This is a genomic window from Polaromonas sp. CT11-55, from assembly GCF_047303325.1.
In the GTDB taxonomy this organism is placed as follows: Bacteria; Pseudomonadota; Gammaproteobacteria; order Burkholderiales; family Burkholderiaceae_C; genus Polaromonas.
Genome location: NZ_JBKBEX010000015.1, coordinates 26222 through 41449, shown reverse-complemented (window position 1 = coordinate 41449; position 15228 = coordinate 26222). Strand labels below are relative to the sequence as shown.

The 15228-nt window shown below is 64.6% G+C and carries 13 protein-coding genes; 6 read left to right on the top strand and 7 right to left on the bottom strand.

The features are described 5' to 3' along the window. Window positions 1–19: 19 nt before the first annotated feature. The 4 genes from ACEN8I_RS14815 to ACEN8I_RS14800 all read right to left on the bottom strand — a co-directional run bounded on the left by ACEN8I_RS14815 (window position 20) and on the right by ACEN8I_RS14800 (window position 4614). On the bottom strand, window positions 20–940 hold the full coding sequence (locus ACEN8I_RS14815) for an ABC transporter permease (RefSeq protein ID WP_413329261.1): 921 nt from the start codon (window positions 938–940) through the stop codon (window positions 20–22). Next, entirely contained in the window at window positions 940–2052 is a 1113-nt protein-coding gene (locus ACEN8I_RS14810; RefSeq protein ID WP_413329259.1) for an ABC transporter permease, read from the bottom strand. Before ACEN8I_RS14810 ends, ACEN8I_RS14815 begins: the two co-directional genes overlap by 1 nt. Next, complete coding sequence (locus ACEN8I_RS14805; protein ID WP_413329258.1) at window positions 2039–3598, bottom strand: ABC transporter ATP-binding protein; 1560 nt, start codon at window positions 3596–3598, stop codon at window positions 2039–2041. Before ACEN8I_RS14805 ends, ACEN8I_RS14810 begins: the two co-directional genes overlap by 14 nt. Window positions 3599–3681: 83 nt before the next feature. Then, the gene (locus ACEN8I_RS14800; protein WP_413329257.1) at window positions 3682–4614 is read right to left on the bottom strand and encodes a LysR family transcriptional regulator; all 933 of its coding nucleotides are present in this window, start codon (window positions 4612–4614) and stop codon (window positions 3682–3684) included. Between the two features lie 69 nt (window positions 4615–4683). Here ACEN8I_RS14800 and xdhA point away from each other — a divergent pair, with 69 nt between their 5' ends. Further along, window positions 4684–6150 carry a xanthine dehydrogenase small subunit gene (xdhA, locus tag ACEN8I_RS14795; protein WP_413329256.1) on the top strand — a complete coding sequence of 489 codons (1467 nt, stop codon included), beginning with the start codon at window positions 4684–4686 and terminating at the stop codon, window positions 6148–6150. Next, entirely contained in the window at window positions 6147–8588 is a 2442-nt protein-coding gene (gene xdhB / locus ACEN8I_RS14790) for a xanthine dehydrogenase molybdopterin binding subunit (protein WP_413329255.1), read from the top strand. Before xdhA ends, xdhB begins: the two co-directional genes overlap by 4 nt. A 142-nt stretch (window positions 8589–8730) precedes the next feature. Here the strand turns inward: xdhB and ACEN8I_RS14785 are convergent, their stop codons facing one another. Both ACEN8I_RS14785 and ACEN8I_RS14780 read right to left on the bottom strand, forming a co-directional pair. Further along, the gene (locus ACEN8I_RS14785) at window positions 8731–9147 is read right to left on the bottom strand and encodes a hypothetical protein (RefSeq protein WP_413329254.1); all 417 of its coding nucleotides are present in this window, start codon (window positions 9145–9147) and stop codon (window positions 8731–8733) included. 451 nt (window positions 9148–9598) lie between these two features. Then, the gene (locus ACEN8I_RS14780) at window positions 9599–9943 is read right to left on the bottom strand and encodes an antibiotic biosynthesis monooxygenase (RefSeq protein ID WP_413329253.1); all 345 of its coding nucleotides are present in this window, start codon (window positions 9941–9943) and stop codon (window positions 9599–9601) included. Window positions 9944–10046: 103 nt separating this feature from the next. Between ACEN8I_RS14780 and soxR the strand changes: the two genes are divergently transcribed. Further along, a complete protein-coding gene (gene soxR / locus ACEN8I_RS14775; protein ID WP_413329252.1) occupies window positions 10047–10526 on the top strand; it encodes a redox-sensitive transcriptional activator SoxR in 480 nt (159 codons plus the stop codon). 202 nt (window positions 10527–10728) lie between these two features. Here soxR and ACEN8I_RS14770 read toward each other — a convergent pair whose 3' ends face one another. Continuing rightward, complete coding sequence (locus tag ACEN8I_RS14770; RefSeq protein ID WP_413329251.1) at window positions 10729–11991, bottom strand: Nramp family divalent metal transporter; 1263 nt, start codon at window positions 11989–11991, stop codon at window positions 10729–10731. 348 nt (window positions 11992–12339) lie between these two features. Between ACEN8I_RS14770 and ACEN8I_RS14765 the strand changes: the two genes are divergently transcribed. The 3 genes from ACEN8I_RS14765 to ACEN8I_RS14755 are packed head-to-tail and all read left to right on the top strand — an operon-like array spanning window position 12340 to window position 15223. Further along, on the top strand, window positions 12340–14004 hold the full coding sequence (locus ACEN8I_RS14765) for a cbb3-type cytochrome c oxidase subunit I (RefSeq protein ID WP_413329249.1): 1665 nt from the start codon (window positions 12340–12342) through the stop codon (window positions 14002–14004). Further along, window positions 13994–14596, top strand: coding sequence for a cbb3-type cytochrome c oxidase subunit II (locus ACEN8I_RS14760; RefSeq protein WP_007871606.1), 603 nt, complete (start codon window positions 13994–13996; stop codon window positions 14594–14596). The genes ACEN8I_RS14765 and ACEN8I_RS14760 overlap by 11 nt, the downstream gene beginning before the upstream one ends. Before the next feature lie 18 nt (window positions 14597–14614). Then, window positions 14615–15223, top strand: coding sequence for a c-type cytochrome (locus ACEN8I_RS14755; protein ID WP_413329248.1), 609 nt, complete (start codon window positions 14615–14617; stop codon window positions 15221–15223). Window positions 15224–15228 lie beyond the last annotated feature (5 nt).

The window sequence follows — 15228 nt, the reverse complement described above, 5'->3', positions numbered from 1 at the left end:
GAAACCCGGAAGCGGGTCCTCATGCCCCGGGGTAAAACGGCTTGCCGATGGAGCTGGGCATGTTGACGCGAATCCACAGCGGGTTGCGCGAGATCAGCACCAGCACCACGATGGTAGCCAGGTAGGGCAGCATGCTCAAAAACTGCGTGGGCACGTTCACGCCCAGGCTTTGCAGGTGAAATTGCAGCATGGTCACCCCGCCGAACAGGTAAGCCCCAAGCAACACCCGTGCCGGGCGCCAGGTAGCGAAGGTGGTGAGCGCCAGCGCGATCCAGCCCTTGCCGGCGATCATGCCCTCGACCCACAGCGGCGTGTAGGCCACCGACACATAGGCGCCGGCCAGGCCGCAGAGCGCGCCGCCGGCCACCACGGCGGCCAGCCGTATGCGCCGCACCGGGTAGCCCAGCGCATGCGCCGATTCGGGGCTTTCGCCGACGGATCGCAGCACCAGGCCGGCGCGCGTGCGGTACAAAAACCAGATGAGCCCGGCCGTCAGCGCCATCGCGATATAGACCATGGGGTGCTGGCGGAACAGCGCCGGGCCCAACAGCGGAACATCGGCCAGGAAGGGAATCGGGTAGTGCGGCTGCTCGGGCAGTTTTTCCTGCACGTACTTGATGCCGGCAAAGGCCGAAAAACCCGCGCCGAACAGGCTCAACGCCAGGCCGGTCGCGTACTGGTTGGTGTTGAGCCAGATCACCAGCACCCCGAAAACAGCCGCCAGGAAGGCACCCGCCGCCATGCCGGCCGCAAAGCCCAGCCAGCTGTTGCCGGTGTGCACCACGGTGGCAAAACCGGCGATGGCGGCGCACAGCATCATGCCCTCGGCGCCCAGGTTGACGACGCCGGCTTTTTCATTGATGAGCAGGCCCAGGGCCGCGATGGCCAGCACGGTGCCGGCGCTCAGCGTCGCGGCGATCAGCAGCGCGGTGGAATCCATCACTCGGCTCCTTTGAGGACTTCGGACGACGGCGGCGTGGCCACCGGCATGGTGATGGGTTTGGCCAGCCTCAGGCGGTAGGCGATCAGGGTGTCGCAGGCCAGCAGGCTGAACAGCAGCAGGCCCTGGAACACGCCCGTGATGGACTTGGGCAGGCCCAGACGCGACTGCGCGAGCTCGCCGCCTATATAAAACATGCTCATCAGGATGGCCGAGAACACCACGCCCACCGGGTGCAGCCGCCCCACAAAGGCCACGATGATGGCGGCAAAGCCGTAGCCCGCCGGCACATAGGGCGTGAGCTGGCCTATGGGGCCGGCCACCTCCAGCGCGCCGGCCAGGCCCGCGGCGGCGCCCGAGGTCAGCAAGGCCAGCCACAGCGCGCGGCGCGACGAAAAGCCGGCGTAGCGCGCGGCCGCGGGCGCCAGGCCGCTGACCTCATGCCGGAAGCCGGCATAGGTGCGGAACAAAAACAGCCACAGCCCGGCCACGCCCAGCAAAGCGAGGACGATGCCGATGTTCACGCGCGAGCCCTGCATGAGCCGGGGAATCTGCGTCACGGCCTCAAAGGTCTTGGTCTGAGGGAAGTTGTAGCCGTTGGGGTCTTTCCAGGGGCCGAAGACCAGGAAGTTGAGTACCATGTCGGCCACATAGACCAGCATCAGGCTGACCAGGATTTCATTGGCATTGAAGCGGTCGCGCAGCAGGGCCGTGAGGCCGGCCCAGGCCATGCCGCCCGCGATGCCGGCCAGCAGGATGGCCGGAACAATCCAGGGGCCCGTGGTTTTTTCCGCGAGCAGCGCGATGCCGCCGGCCGCGATGGCGCCCATGACGAACTGGCCTTCGGCGCCTATGTTCCAGACATTGGAGCGAAAGCACACGGCCAGCCCCAGCGCGATGATGAGCAGCGGCGTGGCCTTGACCAGCAACTCGCCGATGGCGTACGGCGACTTGATGGGTTCCCAGAAAAACACCTGCAGGCCCTTGACCGGGTCCTTGCCGAGGGCCACAAACAGCGCCACGCCGATCAACACGGTGATCAGCAGGGCCAGCAGCGGCGAGGCATAGCTCCAGAAGGCGGACGGCTGGGGGCGGACTTCAAGCTGCGCCATGGGCCACCTCCGTCTGCGCCCACAGGCCGCTCATCCACTGCCCCACTCGCTCCACCGTCGCGTCGGCGCGCGGCAGCGAGGGCGAGAGCTGGCCCTTGGCCATCACATAAAGCCGGTCGCAGATGTCGAACAATTCTTCCAGCTCCTCGCTGACCACCAGCACCGCGCAGCCGGCATCGCGCAGCTTGAGCAGCTCGCCGCGTATCTGCGTGGCAGCGCCCACGTCCACACCCCAGGTCGGCTGCGAGACGATGAGCAGCGTGGGCTGGGCGTCGATCTCGCGGCCCATGATGAACTTCTGCAGGTTACCGCCCGACAACGACTTGGCCACCGCCTGCGGCCCGCCCGACTTGACCTTGTAGGCGGCGATGATGCGTTCGGCCTGCGCCTGCAGCGCGCCGCGGTTCAGCCAGCCGTTGCCGGCCACGGACTCCTTGCGCGTGAGCAACAGGTTGCGCGCCAGCGAGAGCGTTGGCACGGCGCCGCGGCCCAGGCGCTCTTCCGGCACAAAATGCAGGCCCAGCGCCCGGCGCCGGTGCGGCCCCAGCTTGCCCACCGCCTGGCCCTTGACCACGATGGCCTCGCCGGCGGCACGGGTGTCTTCACCCGAAAGCGCGTAGAGCAATTCCTTCTGGCCGTTGCCCGAGACGCCGGCAATGCCGACCACTTCGCCGGCACGCACCTGCAGCGCCACCTGGTGCAGGTCCACGCCGAACTGTTCTTCCTTGGGCAAATCCAGCCGCTTGACGTCCAGCACCACGGCGCCGGCGTGCAGCTCGCGGTGTTCCAGCGCGGGCGGCTCGGCACCAATCATGAGGCGGCTCAGCGAGGCATTCGACTCCTGGCGCGGGTCGCATTCACCCGAGACCTTGCCGCCGCGCAGCACGGTGCAGGCGGTGCACAGCGCGCGGATTTCATGCAGCTTGTGGCTGATGTAGAGAATGCTGCAGCCCTGCGCGGCCAGCTGGCGCAGGGTGACAAACAGGTTCTCGACCGCCTGCGGCGTCAGCACCGAGGTTGGCTCATCCAGAATCAGCAGCCGGGGATTCGTGAGCAGCGCGCGCACGATTTCGACACGCTGGCGCTCACCCACGCTGAGCGTGTGCACCGGCCGCGCCGGGTCCAGTTGCAAGCCGTAAGCCTGGGTGGTCTGCACGATGCGGGCCGAGACGTCGGCCAGGCTCAGGTGTTTGTCCAGCCCCAGCCAGACGTTTTCGGCCACGGTGAGCGTGTCGAACAGGCTGAAATGCTGGAACACCATGCTGATGCCCAGCGCCCGAGCCTCGTGTGGGTTGCGCACCGTCACCAGTTGGCCGTCCATGGCCACGGTGCCGGTGTCGGGCCTGACGGCGCCGTAGATGATTTTCATCAGCGTGGATTTGCCCGCTCCGTTCTCGCCAAGCACGGCGTGGATCTCGCCGGGCCGCACGGTCAGCGAAATGCCGCTGTTGGCCAGCACGCCGGGATAACTTTTGCTGATGCCCTCAAGCCGCAGCCGCGCTTGCGGCCCGGAAGGGCTGTCGGTGGGGGGCTGTGCTGCGCTCATTGTCTCGTGGTGTCCGTTTTTTTTAAGGTCGTCGGTATTCTAGGGAGCCAGGCGGGTGGCTTACGCCCACCCGTCACGCAAAGTCATTCTTTTCGCAGCATGGACGCCACGGACTTGACTCTCTCGCGCAGCCATTTCGCGGCATTCGAGGCATGGGTGCGTTCGTGCCAGAGCTGGTAATACATCATGCGTGGGAACGCCACCGGGCTGGGCAGTATGGCGACCGGCAGGATGCCGGAAAAACGTTCGCAATACTGGCGGCCCGTGGTCATCACCAGCAAGCTTGATGCCACCATGGACGGCATCAGGCCGAAATGCGGGCAGCGCACCGTGATGTTGCGCACCAGGCCCAGCGCGTCCAGGTGCTCGTCGATCACGCCCTTGGCGCCCGGGTGCAGCGCCGAAGGCGCGATGTGCTCGGCTTCCAGCCAGCTTGCGGTATCCCAGCCGCGGCGCACCGCGGGGTGGTCCTTGGCCACCAGGCAGACCACCTCGTCGCCGAACAGGCGCGCCATGTGCAGGTCGTCGGGCGGCGCGGCCCAGTTGCCGATCACGATGTCGGCCTGGCCCTGCGCCAGCTGCGCGCGGTAGTCGGAGTCTGCCGACAGCGGCTGGATCTCGATGCGGCAACGCGGCGCCTGCGCCTTGATCTGCGCCACCAGCTGCGGCAAAAAAAGCGGGTCCAGGTAGTCGCTGGCCGCCAGGCGGAAGGTGGTGTCGGCCGTGGCCGGGTCGAAGCCGCGGGCATCGCTGAACAGCATGCCGGCCGCGCGCAAAATGCTGGCCGAGGGCTCAATCATGCGCAGGCCGGCATCGGTAGGCACCATGCCCGCGCCCGAACGCACCAGGATGGGGTCGCCGGCCAGCACCCGCAGGCGCTTGAGCGCCGCGCTGACGGCGGGCTGGTACATACCCAGTCGGATGGCGGCGCGTGATACGCTGCGTTCAGTAAGCACGGTGTTCAAGACCCTGATGAGATGGAGGTCTATCTTGTCGAAAAGCGCCTGGTCTTTCATACCTTTTCACCCATGCGCTTGATATGGGCTTTGATATGCCGGGCACGGCGTGAGTGTTTAACCTGAAGCATGGCTGTCCCACTTTTTTCCAGACCCATCCGTTTCATCAGGCGGGGGGAAGTTGTTTCCGTCAGCAATGTACCACCCAGCCGCACCCTGCTGGAGCTGCTGCGCGAGGACCTGGCCTGCAGCGGCACCAAGGAAGGCTGCGGCGAGGGCGACTGCGGCGCCTGCACCGTGGTACTGGGCGAGGCGGCCGGCGGGCAGGTTCAGTACCGTGCCATCAACAGCTGCATTCGGCTGGCGCATTCGGTTGACGGCATGGCCTTGTGGACCGTGGAGGACCTGGCTCAAGACGGCGCCTTGCATCCGGCGCAACAGACCATGGTGAATGAACACGGCTCCCAATGCGGCTTCTGCACCCCGGGCTTTGTCATGAGCCTGTTCGGCATGTACCAAAACCATGTCTGCAAGGGCGAGCCCATCAGCCGCGAGCTCGCGCAGGAAGAACTCTCGGGCAATCTTTGCCGCTGCACCGGTTACCGGCCCATCCTGGACGCCGCCCAGTCCATGGCGGCGCTGCCGCCCGTGAAGGTCGATGAAACCGCGCTGCTGCGCAAGCTCCAGTTACTGCGCTCCGAACCCGGCGTGACCGAAACAGCCTACCTGGCCCCGCGCACCCTGGCCGGTCTGCTGCAGGCCCGCGCCGACCGGCCCGGCGCCCAGCTGGTCGCCGGCTGCACCGACGTGGGCCTCTGGGTCACCAAGATGCATCAGGAATTCGGCCAGGTGATTGACGTCACCAAGGTGGAAGAGCTGCGGCGTATTGAACACTACCCGCATCACATCGCCATAGGCGCGGCCGTGACGCTGGCCGACGCCTATGCGGCACTGGCGAAAGACCGGCCGCAGCTGCACAACTTCGCGACCCGCTTTGCCGGCTTGCCGGTGCGCAACTCGGGCACCCTGGGCGGCAACGTCGCCAACGGATCGCCGATCGGCGACTCCATGCCCTTGCTCATCGCCTTGAACGCGAATGTGGTGCTGATGAGCGTGCGCGGCCACCGCGAGATGCCGCTGGAGAAGCTCTACACCGGCTACCGCCAGAATGTGATGGCCGCGGATGAGGTGCTGGCCTGGATCAAGGTGCCCCGGCCACAGCCCGGGGAAGCGATGAAGGTCTACAAAATCTCCAAACGCTATGACGACGACATCTCCGCCGTCTGCCTGGCGATCAACCTGCAAGTGCAAGACGGCAAGGTCATCGCCGCCTCGATAGGCGCGGGCGGCGTGGCTGCCACCCCCGTGCGCGCGGTGCAGACCGAAGCGGCGCTTACCGGAAAGCCCTGGACCCAGGCCACCGTGCGCCAGGCCATGGCCGCCTTGCGCGCCGAGTTTTCGCCTATCTCCGACATGCGGGCCTCGGCCGCCTACCGCAGCGAGGTGCTGGGCAATTTGCTGCAGCGCTACTGGCTCGAAAGCCAGGGCCTGCAGCAAATCAACCTGGCCTCCTTCCGGCTGGAGGAGGCCGCATGAACGCCAAGGACATGTCCGTGAGCCGCGATGCGATGGCCGACCCCGAGGTGCGCACGGCCAATGCCCGCGCCGACAGCATGCCGCCCGCCGACCCGGCCCAAAAGCAGTCGCTGGCTCGCCAGCCCGCCGGCGCGCGCGCGGCCGGCCGCTCCACACCGCATGAAAGCGCGCGCGCGCAGGTGGCCGGCGCCGCGACCTATGTCGACGACATTCCCGAACTGCGCGGCACGCTGCATGCCGCGCCGATTCTGTCCACCGTAGCGCACGGCCGATTGCTGGGTGTTGACACGGCCGCCGCTCTCGCCATGCCCGGTGTGCGCGACGTGATCCTCGCGCGTGACATTCCCGGCGACACTGTGCTGGGCAACTTCTCGCATGACGAACCAGTGTTCGCGCAAGATACCGTGCAGCACATAGGCCAGGTCATAGGCGTGGTGGTGGCCGATACCGTGATGCAGGCGCGCCGTGCCGCGCGCAAGGTGGTGTGCCATATAGAAGCCTTGCCGGCACTGCTCAAGGTGCAGGACGCGCTCAAGGCCCAAAGTTATGTGCTGCCGCCGGTGTTTGTGAAACGCGGCGACGCGGCCGCCGCGCTGAAAAAAGCCGCCCACAGGCTGCAGGGCACACTCGAAGTCGGCGGCCAGGAACACTTTTACCTCGAGGGCCAGGTCGCCTACGTCGTGCCGCAGGAGCAGCAGCAATGGCTGGTGTATTCCAGCACCCAGCACCCCGGCGAGATTCAGCACTGGGTCTCGCATGCGCTGGGCATTGCCAACCATGCGGTGCGCGTGGAGTGCAGGCGCATGGGCGGCGGCTTTGGCGGCAAGGAAACGCAATCGGGCCAGATGGCCGTCTGGGCCGCGATTGCCGCCCACAAGCTGCGCCGCCCCGTCAAGCTGCGGCTGGACCGCGACGACGACTTCATGGTCACCGGCAAGCGCCACCCCTTTGCCTATGAATACGACATCGGCTTTGACGCCACTGGCCGGCTCACCGGCCTCAAGCTCATGATGGCGGTCAATTGCGGCTTTAGCGCCGACCTTTCAGGCCCGGTGGCCGACCGCGCGGTCTTCCACGCCGACAACGCCTACTTCCTCGAAGACGTGGAGATCGCCTCCTACCGCTGCAAGACCAACACCCAGAGCAACACGGCCTTCCGCGGCTTCGGCGGTCCGCAGGGCATGATCGTGATCGAAACCATCATGGGCGACATCGCGCGCAGCCTGGGCCTGGACCCGCTGGACGTGCGCAGGCGCAACTTGTACAGCGACGAAGTCGTCGCGGCGGCGAGCGCGACCGTGCCGGAACGGCGCCGCGATACCACGCACTACCAGATGAAGGTCGAGGACAACATCCTCGAACCGCTGCTGGCCAAGCTGGAGCAGACCTCGCACTACCGGCAGCGGCGCGAAGCCATCGCCGCTTGGAATGCCAAAAGCGAAGTCATCCAGCGTGGCATCGCCCTCACCCCCGTCAAGTTCGGCATCTCGTTTACCGCCACCCTGTTCAACCAGGCCGGTGCGCTGGTGCATGTCTATACCGACGGCAGCGTGCAGGTGAACCACGGCGGCACCGAAATGGGCCAGGGCCTCAATACCAAGGTCGCGCAAATCGTGGCCGACGAACTCGGTGTGCCCCTCACCCAGGTGCTGGCCACGGCCAGCGACACCAGCAAAGTCCCCAACGCTTCGGCCACCGCCGCCTCGGCCGGCACCGACCTCAATGCGCGCGCCGCGCAGTACGCGGCCCGCAATGTGCGCGACAACCTCGCGCAGTTCGTCGCCGGCCTGGACCGCTGCGGCGCGGGCGCCGTGCAGTTTGAAAACGGCGAGGTCGTCACGCCCGCAGGCGCGCGGCCCTTCACCGAGGTCGTGAAACTGGCTTACGCCAACCGCATACAGCTGTGGAGCGACGGTTTTTACCGCACGCCCAAAATCCACTACGACAAAACCACGCTGACCGGCCGGCCTTTCTACTACTTCGCCTACGGCGCGGCCTGCACTGAAGTCGCGATAGATACTTTGACCGGCGAAAGCCGCGTGCTCAAGGTCGACATCCTGCACGACGTGGGCACCAGCATCAACCCGGCCCTAGACATAGGCCAGATCGAAGGCGGTTTTATCCAGGGCATGGGCTGGCTCACGACCGAACAACTGGTGTGGAACGACAAGGGCCTGCTCAGCACCCACGCACCCAGCACCTACAAAATCCCGGCCACAGGCGACGTGCCCGAACACTTCAAGATAGCCCTGTGGCCCGAACCCAACCGCGAAGACAACGTCTTCGGCAGCAAGGCCGTGGGCGAGCCGCCGCTGATGCTGGCGATCAGCGTGTATGAGGCTTTGCGCGATGCGGTGGGGGCGCGCCGGGAGCAAGACTCGCCGGTGAGGTTGACGGCTCCTGCTACTGCGGAGAACGTCTTGCGTGCGCTGGGCTAGCGCATTTGGGCTTTCTATAAGGCCAATGCCTCAACCCATCAACCCATCAGGCCAGCAGGGTTGATTTCGCTGAGTGGCTCGCCTTCGACATGTCCAAATAGATTCGTGCACTATGTGATCCAAGCCTTGGATCTGGAGTTGCTCAACGTGGCCTGTTAATCGTCTTAGAAATCCATAGGCCAATCGCAAAAAAACCAATTGCCAGCAAACTTACATAGAAGAGAACGGGGAAATCATCGACTTCCTTTCCATTGACTTCGTACTTCAAATGCCAGCGCTGCTTTCTTACAGAAGCGCCAACTCCCAACTCCGAAGACAACGACTGGTCCACAGGTCCCGCTGAATAGGAGTACAGCGAGTTATCGGCCGTGCGTTTCAGCAAGTAGTTTGTCGCGCATCGATTGTTTTTTGGCTGCTGACACACGACTTCCCTGCCAACAATTAAACCGTCTGCTTCAATCGACGCACGTCCATAAATTTCGGAGCAAGCCATGCCCAGAAACATTAAGCCCAGTATCAGAAATGCCAGAAATGGGTTAGTGTATTTTCCATCAGTCATATCGATTCCCTCATTGACTGTTGAATGACCCTGCTCTCAGGGCAATTCAACACCACTTAATTCACGCCGGCATTTAAGAAACAGACAGCACCAAAGACCACGCAAGGAGCCAACATTAGACACGTCAACGCCAGCATCTCGTTGGTCTTGTGTTCAGATCCGGCCGCGATCGCTCACAGAGGGCTCGTCTTCTCGATAGCGAATACTCAAAGGACTACCCACAATGAGAGATTCGCATGCCGCTCCGCAATTGCCCGCAGTCTAGTGGCGACTATCGACCTTGTCATCCTCCATCTGCAGAAAAAACTGAGTGTGCGCATAGGCAACTAAACTTTCACCGCGCGATTTTGATGTAGCCAATGTCAAAGTCCTCTGGCGGAATTCCGCCGCCTTCGGAGGCGGCGCAAGTCTCTTCATCAAAGTTAGTACATTTTTTGCATTAGTTCGAAGCTCAGGCCTCACGGTACATCCCCGAATCCCCGCGCACACCCAGCTTTTTCCTGAAAGCCTGGATATCAAAACCTTCGCTCGCGAGCCGCTTTTGCATCACGGCCTGGGCGGCGGCCACCGCGTCGGCGCTGGCCCACTCCACCACCGTCACCACATCGAACTCGCTGCTGTCGCCGGTCTGGGTCAACACGTGTTTTTGCAGGCAGCCAGGTTGCTCGCCCAGCATGCGCTGGACCTGGTGGATGCGCTCGACAAAAGCGGATATCGACTGCGAGGGCACAACAAACTTGTCGACGCGGAACACGGAGGCGGAAGAAGAAGCGGGGCTGGATGAATCGCTGGACATGGAAACAACTCCTTTGAAAAAAACGGGCCAGGTTGGCCCGCAAAAGCAGGAGTCTGGAACCTCAAGTAAAGTTGAGGTCAAGCACTTTTTTTCAAGGAAACCCATGGGCACGGAACTCGAACAGGCCGGCATCTTCCCCACGCTCTCGGTCGGCGACATGGCGCGGCGCAGCGGGGTGGCGGTTTCAACCCTGCATTTTTATGAAACCAAGGGGCTGATCAGCAGCACCCGCACCGAGGGCAACCAGCGACGCTACGCGCGCGAGATGCTGCGCCGTGTGGCTTTTGTGCGTGTGGCGCAGCGGGTCGGCATCGCGCTGGCCGACATCGAGGCGGCCCTGTCCACCCTGCCCGCGAAGGCCGCGCCCAGCCGCGCGGACTGGGAGCGCCTGTCGGCCGCCTGGCGCGCCGACCTGGACGAACGCATGGCGCAGCTCAAGAAGCTGCGTGACACGCTGGACGACTGCATAGGCTGCGGCTGCCTGTCGATTGACAAATGCCGGCTGCGCAACCCTTTTGACAAGCTGGGCGAACAGGGCGCGGGGCCGCGGCGTTTGTGGGTCATGCGCCGTGACGGTTCCTAGGATAGGAATTTATCCGCAGATTACGCAGATTTCCGCAGATTAAAAACAAGACTTTTTTACCCAAGGCTTCAGGCCTATTCCCTTATGCTGGCCATACGACCTCACATCGGGTTTGTCTGTTTATCTTTATCTGCGTAAATCTGCGTAATCTGCGGATATGAATCTGCTTCCCCTCTTGGAGAGGAATAAAGAGTGACCGGTCCTAGAAGAATGGCCGGAACAAGTCCAGCAACATCATCAGCACCGCAAAGCCCATCACCACCACACCGCCCCAGCCGAACCAGGTGGTCTTGAAGCCCGAGGTGAACTTGCCCATCACCGATTTGCGGCCGGCCAGCAGCATCAGGCCGGCCATGATGGGCACGGCCACCACGCCGTTGATCACGGCGCTCCAGTACAGCGCCTTCATCGGGTCTATGCTGGTGAAGTCCATGCCGGTGCCGACCACCGTGGCGATAACGATGATGGCGTAAAAGCGCTTGGCCTCGTACCAGTGGCGCTCCAGGCCTTCGGGCCAGCCGAAGGCTTCGGCCACCGCATAGGCGGCCGACGAGGCCAGCACCGGCACGGCCAGCAGGCCGGTGGCGATGATGCCGCCGGCAAACAGCGCAAAGGCAAAGTCGCCGGCCAGCGGCCGCAAGGCCTGCGCCGCCTGCGCGGCCGAGGTCACGTCGTGGATGCCGGCCGCATACAGCACCGCCCCACCCAGCACCATGATGAAGAAAGCGATGGCGTTGGAGAAAAACATGCCGATGTAGGTGTCGCGCTTGACGCGGCGCAGGTCGCGGCGCACTTCCTTTTCCGACCCATGGCCCGCGCCCTTCAGGCGCAGCTCTTCGACTTCCTGCGAGGCCTGCCAGAAAAACAGGTAGGGCGAAATCGTGGTGCCCAGCAGCGCGACGATCATCATCCAGTAACCCGAGGTCCATTGCAGCTTGGGAATCACCAGGTCGTGCAGCACCTGGGCCCACTGCACCTGCACAAGGAACACGGCGATCACATAGGCGAACAGGAATAGCGTCAGCCACTTGAGGATGGGCGCGAGCTTGCGGTAGGGCACAAACACCTGCAGCAGCACCGTGATGACGCCGAAAGCCACCGCATGGAAATGGTCGCCGCCGCCCACGGCCAGTTGCAGCGCCTCGCCCATGGCGGCGATGTCGGCCGCGATGTTGATGGTGTTGGCGACCACCAGCAAGAAAACCATGCTCATCAGAAAGGCGCGCGGCGTGTGCTCCCTCAGGTTGGCCGCCACGCCCTTGCCGGTGACCCGCCCTATGCGAGCGCTCACCAACTGGATGGCGATCATGAAGGGCAGCGACAAAAACACCGTCCAGAGCAGCCCGGTGCCGAACTGCGCCCCCGCCTGCGTATAGGTGGCAATGCCGGATGGGTCGTCGTCGGCGGCGCCGGTGACAACGCCGGGGCCGACATGGCGCAGGAAGGAGGGGATGCGGTTCAACATGCGCGCGAGGCTAACACGGCTTCATGAGGCGAAACTTAATTCGTACAAAAATTAAGGGCGGGCGTCCATGCCCGCCGCATCGAATGCAAAAAAGCTACAAAATTCATAGCAGCCGGCGCATTGCCGGCTTTGCGGGCTGGCCTGCACAGGGCCAAAGGCGTAGGATGGGCGCTCCGCACCTGGCGCTCACCGCCTGCGCGGCCCCAGGATGCCAGTGGAAGCTTCGCCACGGCGCAGGCTTCCCTTCAAGACCGGAGGACTCATGACAGTTTCACCACGCACCAGCGGCCAGGCCGCCCAGCCTTCCAGGCGCCCTGCGCCCACTGCGGCGCCCGGAGGCAGCGCGTAATGGACAGCGCCGTCGTCAGCCTGTTGGGCGCCTTCCTGCTGTCCATCATCGGCCTGTTTGTGTTTATCTGGTCGCTGCGCAAGGGGCTGCTGGTGGAGAACCCGACAGCCGCCTCGGTGATCTTCGCGCATGGCGAAGTCGGCCAGGTGGACGACCCGGCCCTGCAGGGCGCCGCCCAGGCGTCCATGCAGCAGGCGGTCAAGGAAGGCGGCATACAGACGCACGCGGCCGACGCCGCCGAGCTGCTGGACCGCATCAGTTCCGACCGTTCCACCGCCTTCCCGGTGTTCATGTTCATCACCTTTGCCTGCATGTGGCTGGTGGTGGGCTCGGCGGCGGGCCTCATCTCGTCGATCAAGCTGCATGAACCCGACTGGCTCACCGACTATGCCTGGCTGACCTTCGGCCGCATACGCACGGTGCACCTGACCGGCGTGCTCTACGGCTGGATCACCAATGCCGCGCTGGGGATGATCGTGTGGCTGCTGCCGCGCCTGCTGCGTACCCGGCTGTACGGCGCCATCTGGGTCATGCTGGGCGGCGCGCTCATCAACATGGGCATCGCCGGCGGCATAGGCGCCATCGCCACCGGCTGGAACGACGGCATGGAATACCTGGAGATCCCCTGGCAGATCGCGATCTTCATGTTCGCCGGCTTTGCCCTGGTCATCCTGCCGGTGCTCTACACCCTGGTCAACCGCAAGGTGTCACACCTGTATGTCAGCGTCTGGTACATGACGGCGGCGCTGCTGTGGATCGCCCTGCTCTTCCTGGTCGGCAAAATGCCCGGCGTGCACACCGGGGTGCAACAGGCCACCACCAACTGGTGGTACGGCCACAACGTGCTGGGCCTGTGGTTCACACCAGTCAGCGTGGGCGCCATCTATTACTTCCTGCCCAAGGTCATAGGCCGGCCGATACGCTCCTACAACCTCTCGCTGCTGGGCTTCTGGACGCTGGCGTTTTTCTACGGGCAGGTCGGCGGCCACCACCTCATAGGCGGCCCGGTGCCGGGCTGGCTGGTCACGCTGTCCATCGTGCAAAGCGTCATGATGGTGATCCCGGTGATTGCCTTCAGCATCAACATGGGCGCCACGCTGCGGGGGCGCATGCACCTGGCGCGTTATTCGCCCACGCTGCGCTTCATGATGTTCGGCGGGCTGATGTACCTGGCGTCCTCGCTGCAGGGCTCGCTGGAGGCGCTGCGCAGCGTCAACCAGATCACCCACTTCACCCATTTCACGGTGGCCCACGCGCACCTGGGCGCCTATGCCTTCGTCACCATGGTGCTGTTCGGCGCCATCTATTTCATGATGCCCCGGGTGCTGAACTGGGAGTGGCCCTACCCCAAACTGATCACCCTGCATTTCTGGCTGGCGGCCGTGGGGGCGATGATTTATTTTGTCGGGCTCACCATAGGCGGCTGGCTCCAGGGTGTGGCCATGCTGGACGCCGCGCGGCCCTTCATGGCCTCGGTGGAGGTCACCCTGCCCTACCTCCAGTGGCGATCCGTCGGGGGTAGCCTGATGGTGCTCAGCCACCTGGTGTTCGTCGGCCATTTCCTGGCCATGGCGCTGCGCTTCGGGCCGGGCCGCGCGGGCGCCGCCCTGTTCTGGCCCAACGAGCCGCAAAGCACGGAACTGGGAGCCGCACATGGAAAATGAAGTCAAGCTGGCCTCGGGCGCCATGGTGGCGCTGGGCATCGCCACGGCGGCCCTGGTGGTCATGCCCTATATGCAGGTGCGCGACATCAAGCCGCCGCCGCAGCTCAAGGGCTACACCAGCGCGCAGCTGCGCGGGCGCGAGGTCTACATCGCCAACGGCTGCGTGTATTGCCACAGCCAGCAGCCGCGAGACCGCAATTTCGGCCCCGATGCGGAACGCGGCTGGGGCCGCGCTTCGGTGCCCGGCGATTATTTCTACGACAAGCCCCACCTGTTGGGCAGCATGCGCACCGGGCCCGACCTGTTCAACATCGGGGCGCGCCAGCCCAGCAAGGACTGGCACCTGGGCCACCTGTACCAGCCGCGCGCCTACGTGCCCGGCTCCATCATGCCGTCCTATCCCTACCTCTTCGTCGTCAAGGACGCCAAAGACGCCGAAAGCGAAGGCGAGACGCCGCTGGCCCTGCCGCCCGCCTACGGGCCCAACGTGGGCCAGGTGGTGGTGCCCACGCCCCAGGCCCTGGACCTGGTCAAGTACCTGCAGGGCCTGAACCACACCTACCCGGTGCTGCCGCCCGCCCCCAAGCCCTGAGCCCCACAAGGTAACGCCATGCTGAACGACAAGACATCCGAGAGCCGGGCACAGGAGCGCGAACAGGCCGAGCCCTCCGAAAAAAGCCAGCCCATTCCACTGCTCTTCCTGGTCGGGGCGGCGGCATTGGTGCTGTGGGGCGCGGGCTACATCGCGCTGTCCGGTTCCTTCGGCCGCGCCGACCTCGGCGATAAACGCACCCTGGCGGACCTGTCCGGCCCGGCGGCCGGTGCCGCGGGCGCATCCGCCAACGGCAAACAGCTGTTCACCGCCAACTGCGTGGCCTGCCACCAGGCTACCGGCAAGGGGCTGCCCGGGGTGTTTCCACCGCTGGACGGCTCCGAATGGGTGGCCGGCGACGAGCGCACCGTGGCCAACATCCTGCTGCACGGCATCACCGGCGAGATCACCGTCATGGGCAACACCTTCAAGGGCGCCATGCCGGCCTTCCCGCAACTCAGCGACGCCGAGCTGGCCGCGGTGGCCAGCTACATCCGCTCCGAATGGACCAACAAGGCGGGCGCCATCAAGCCCGAATTGTTCGAGGCCGAACGCAAGGCCGGCACACGCACCGCGCCCTTTAACGGCGGCGCCGAGCTCAAGACGCTGGCGGGCAAAGCCTCCTGAGTTTT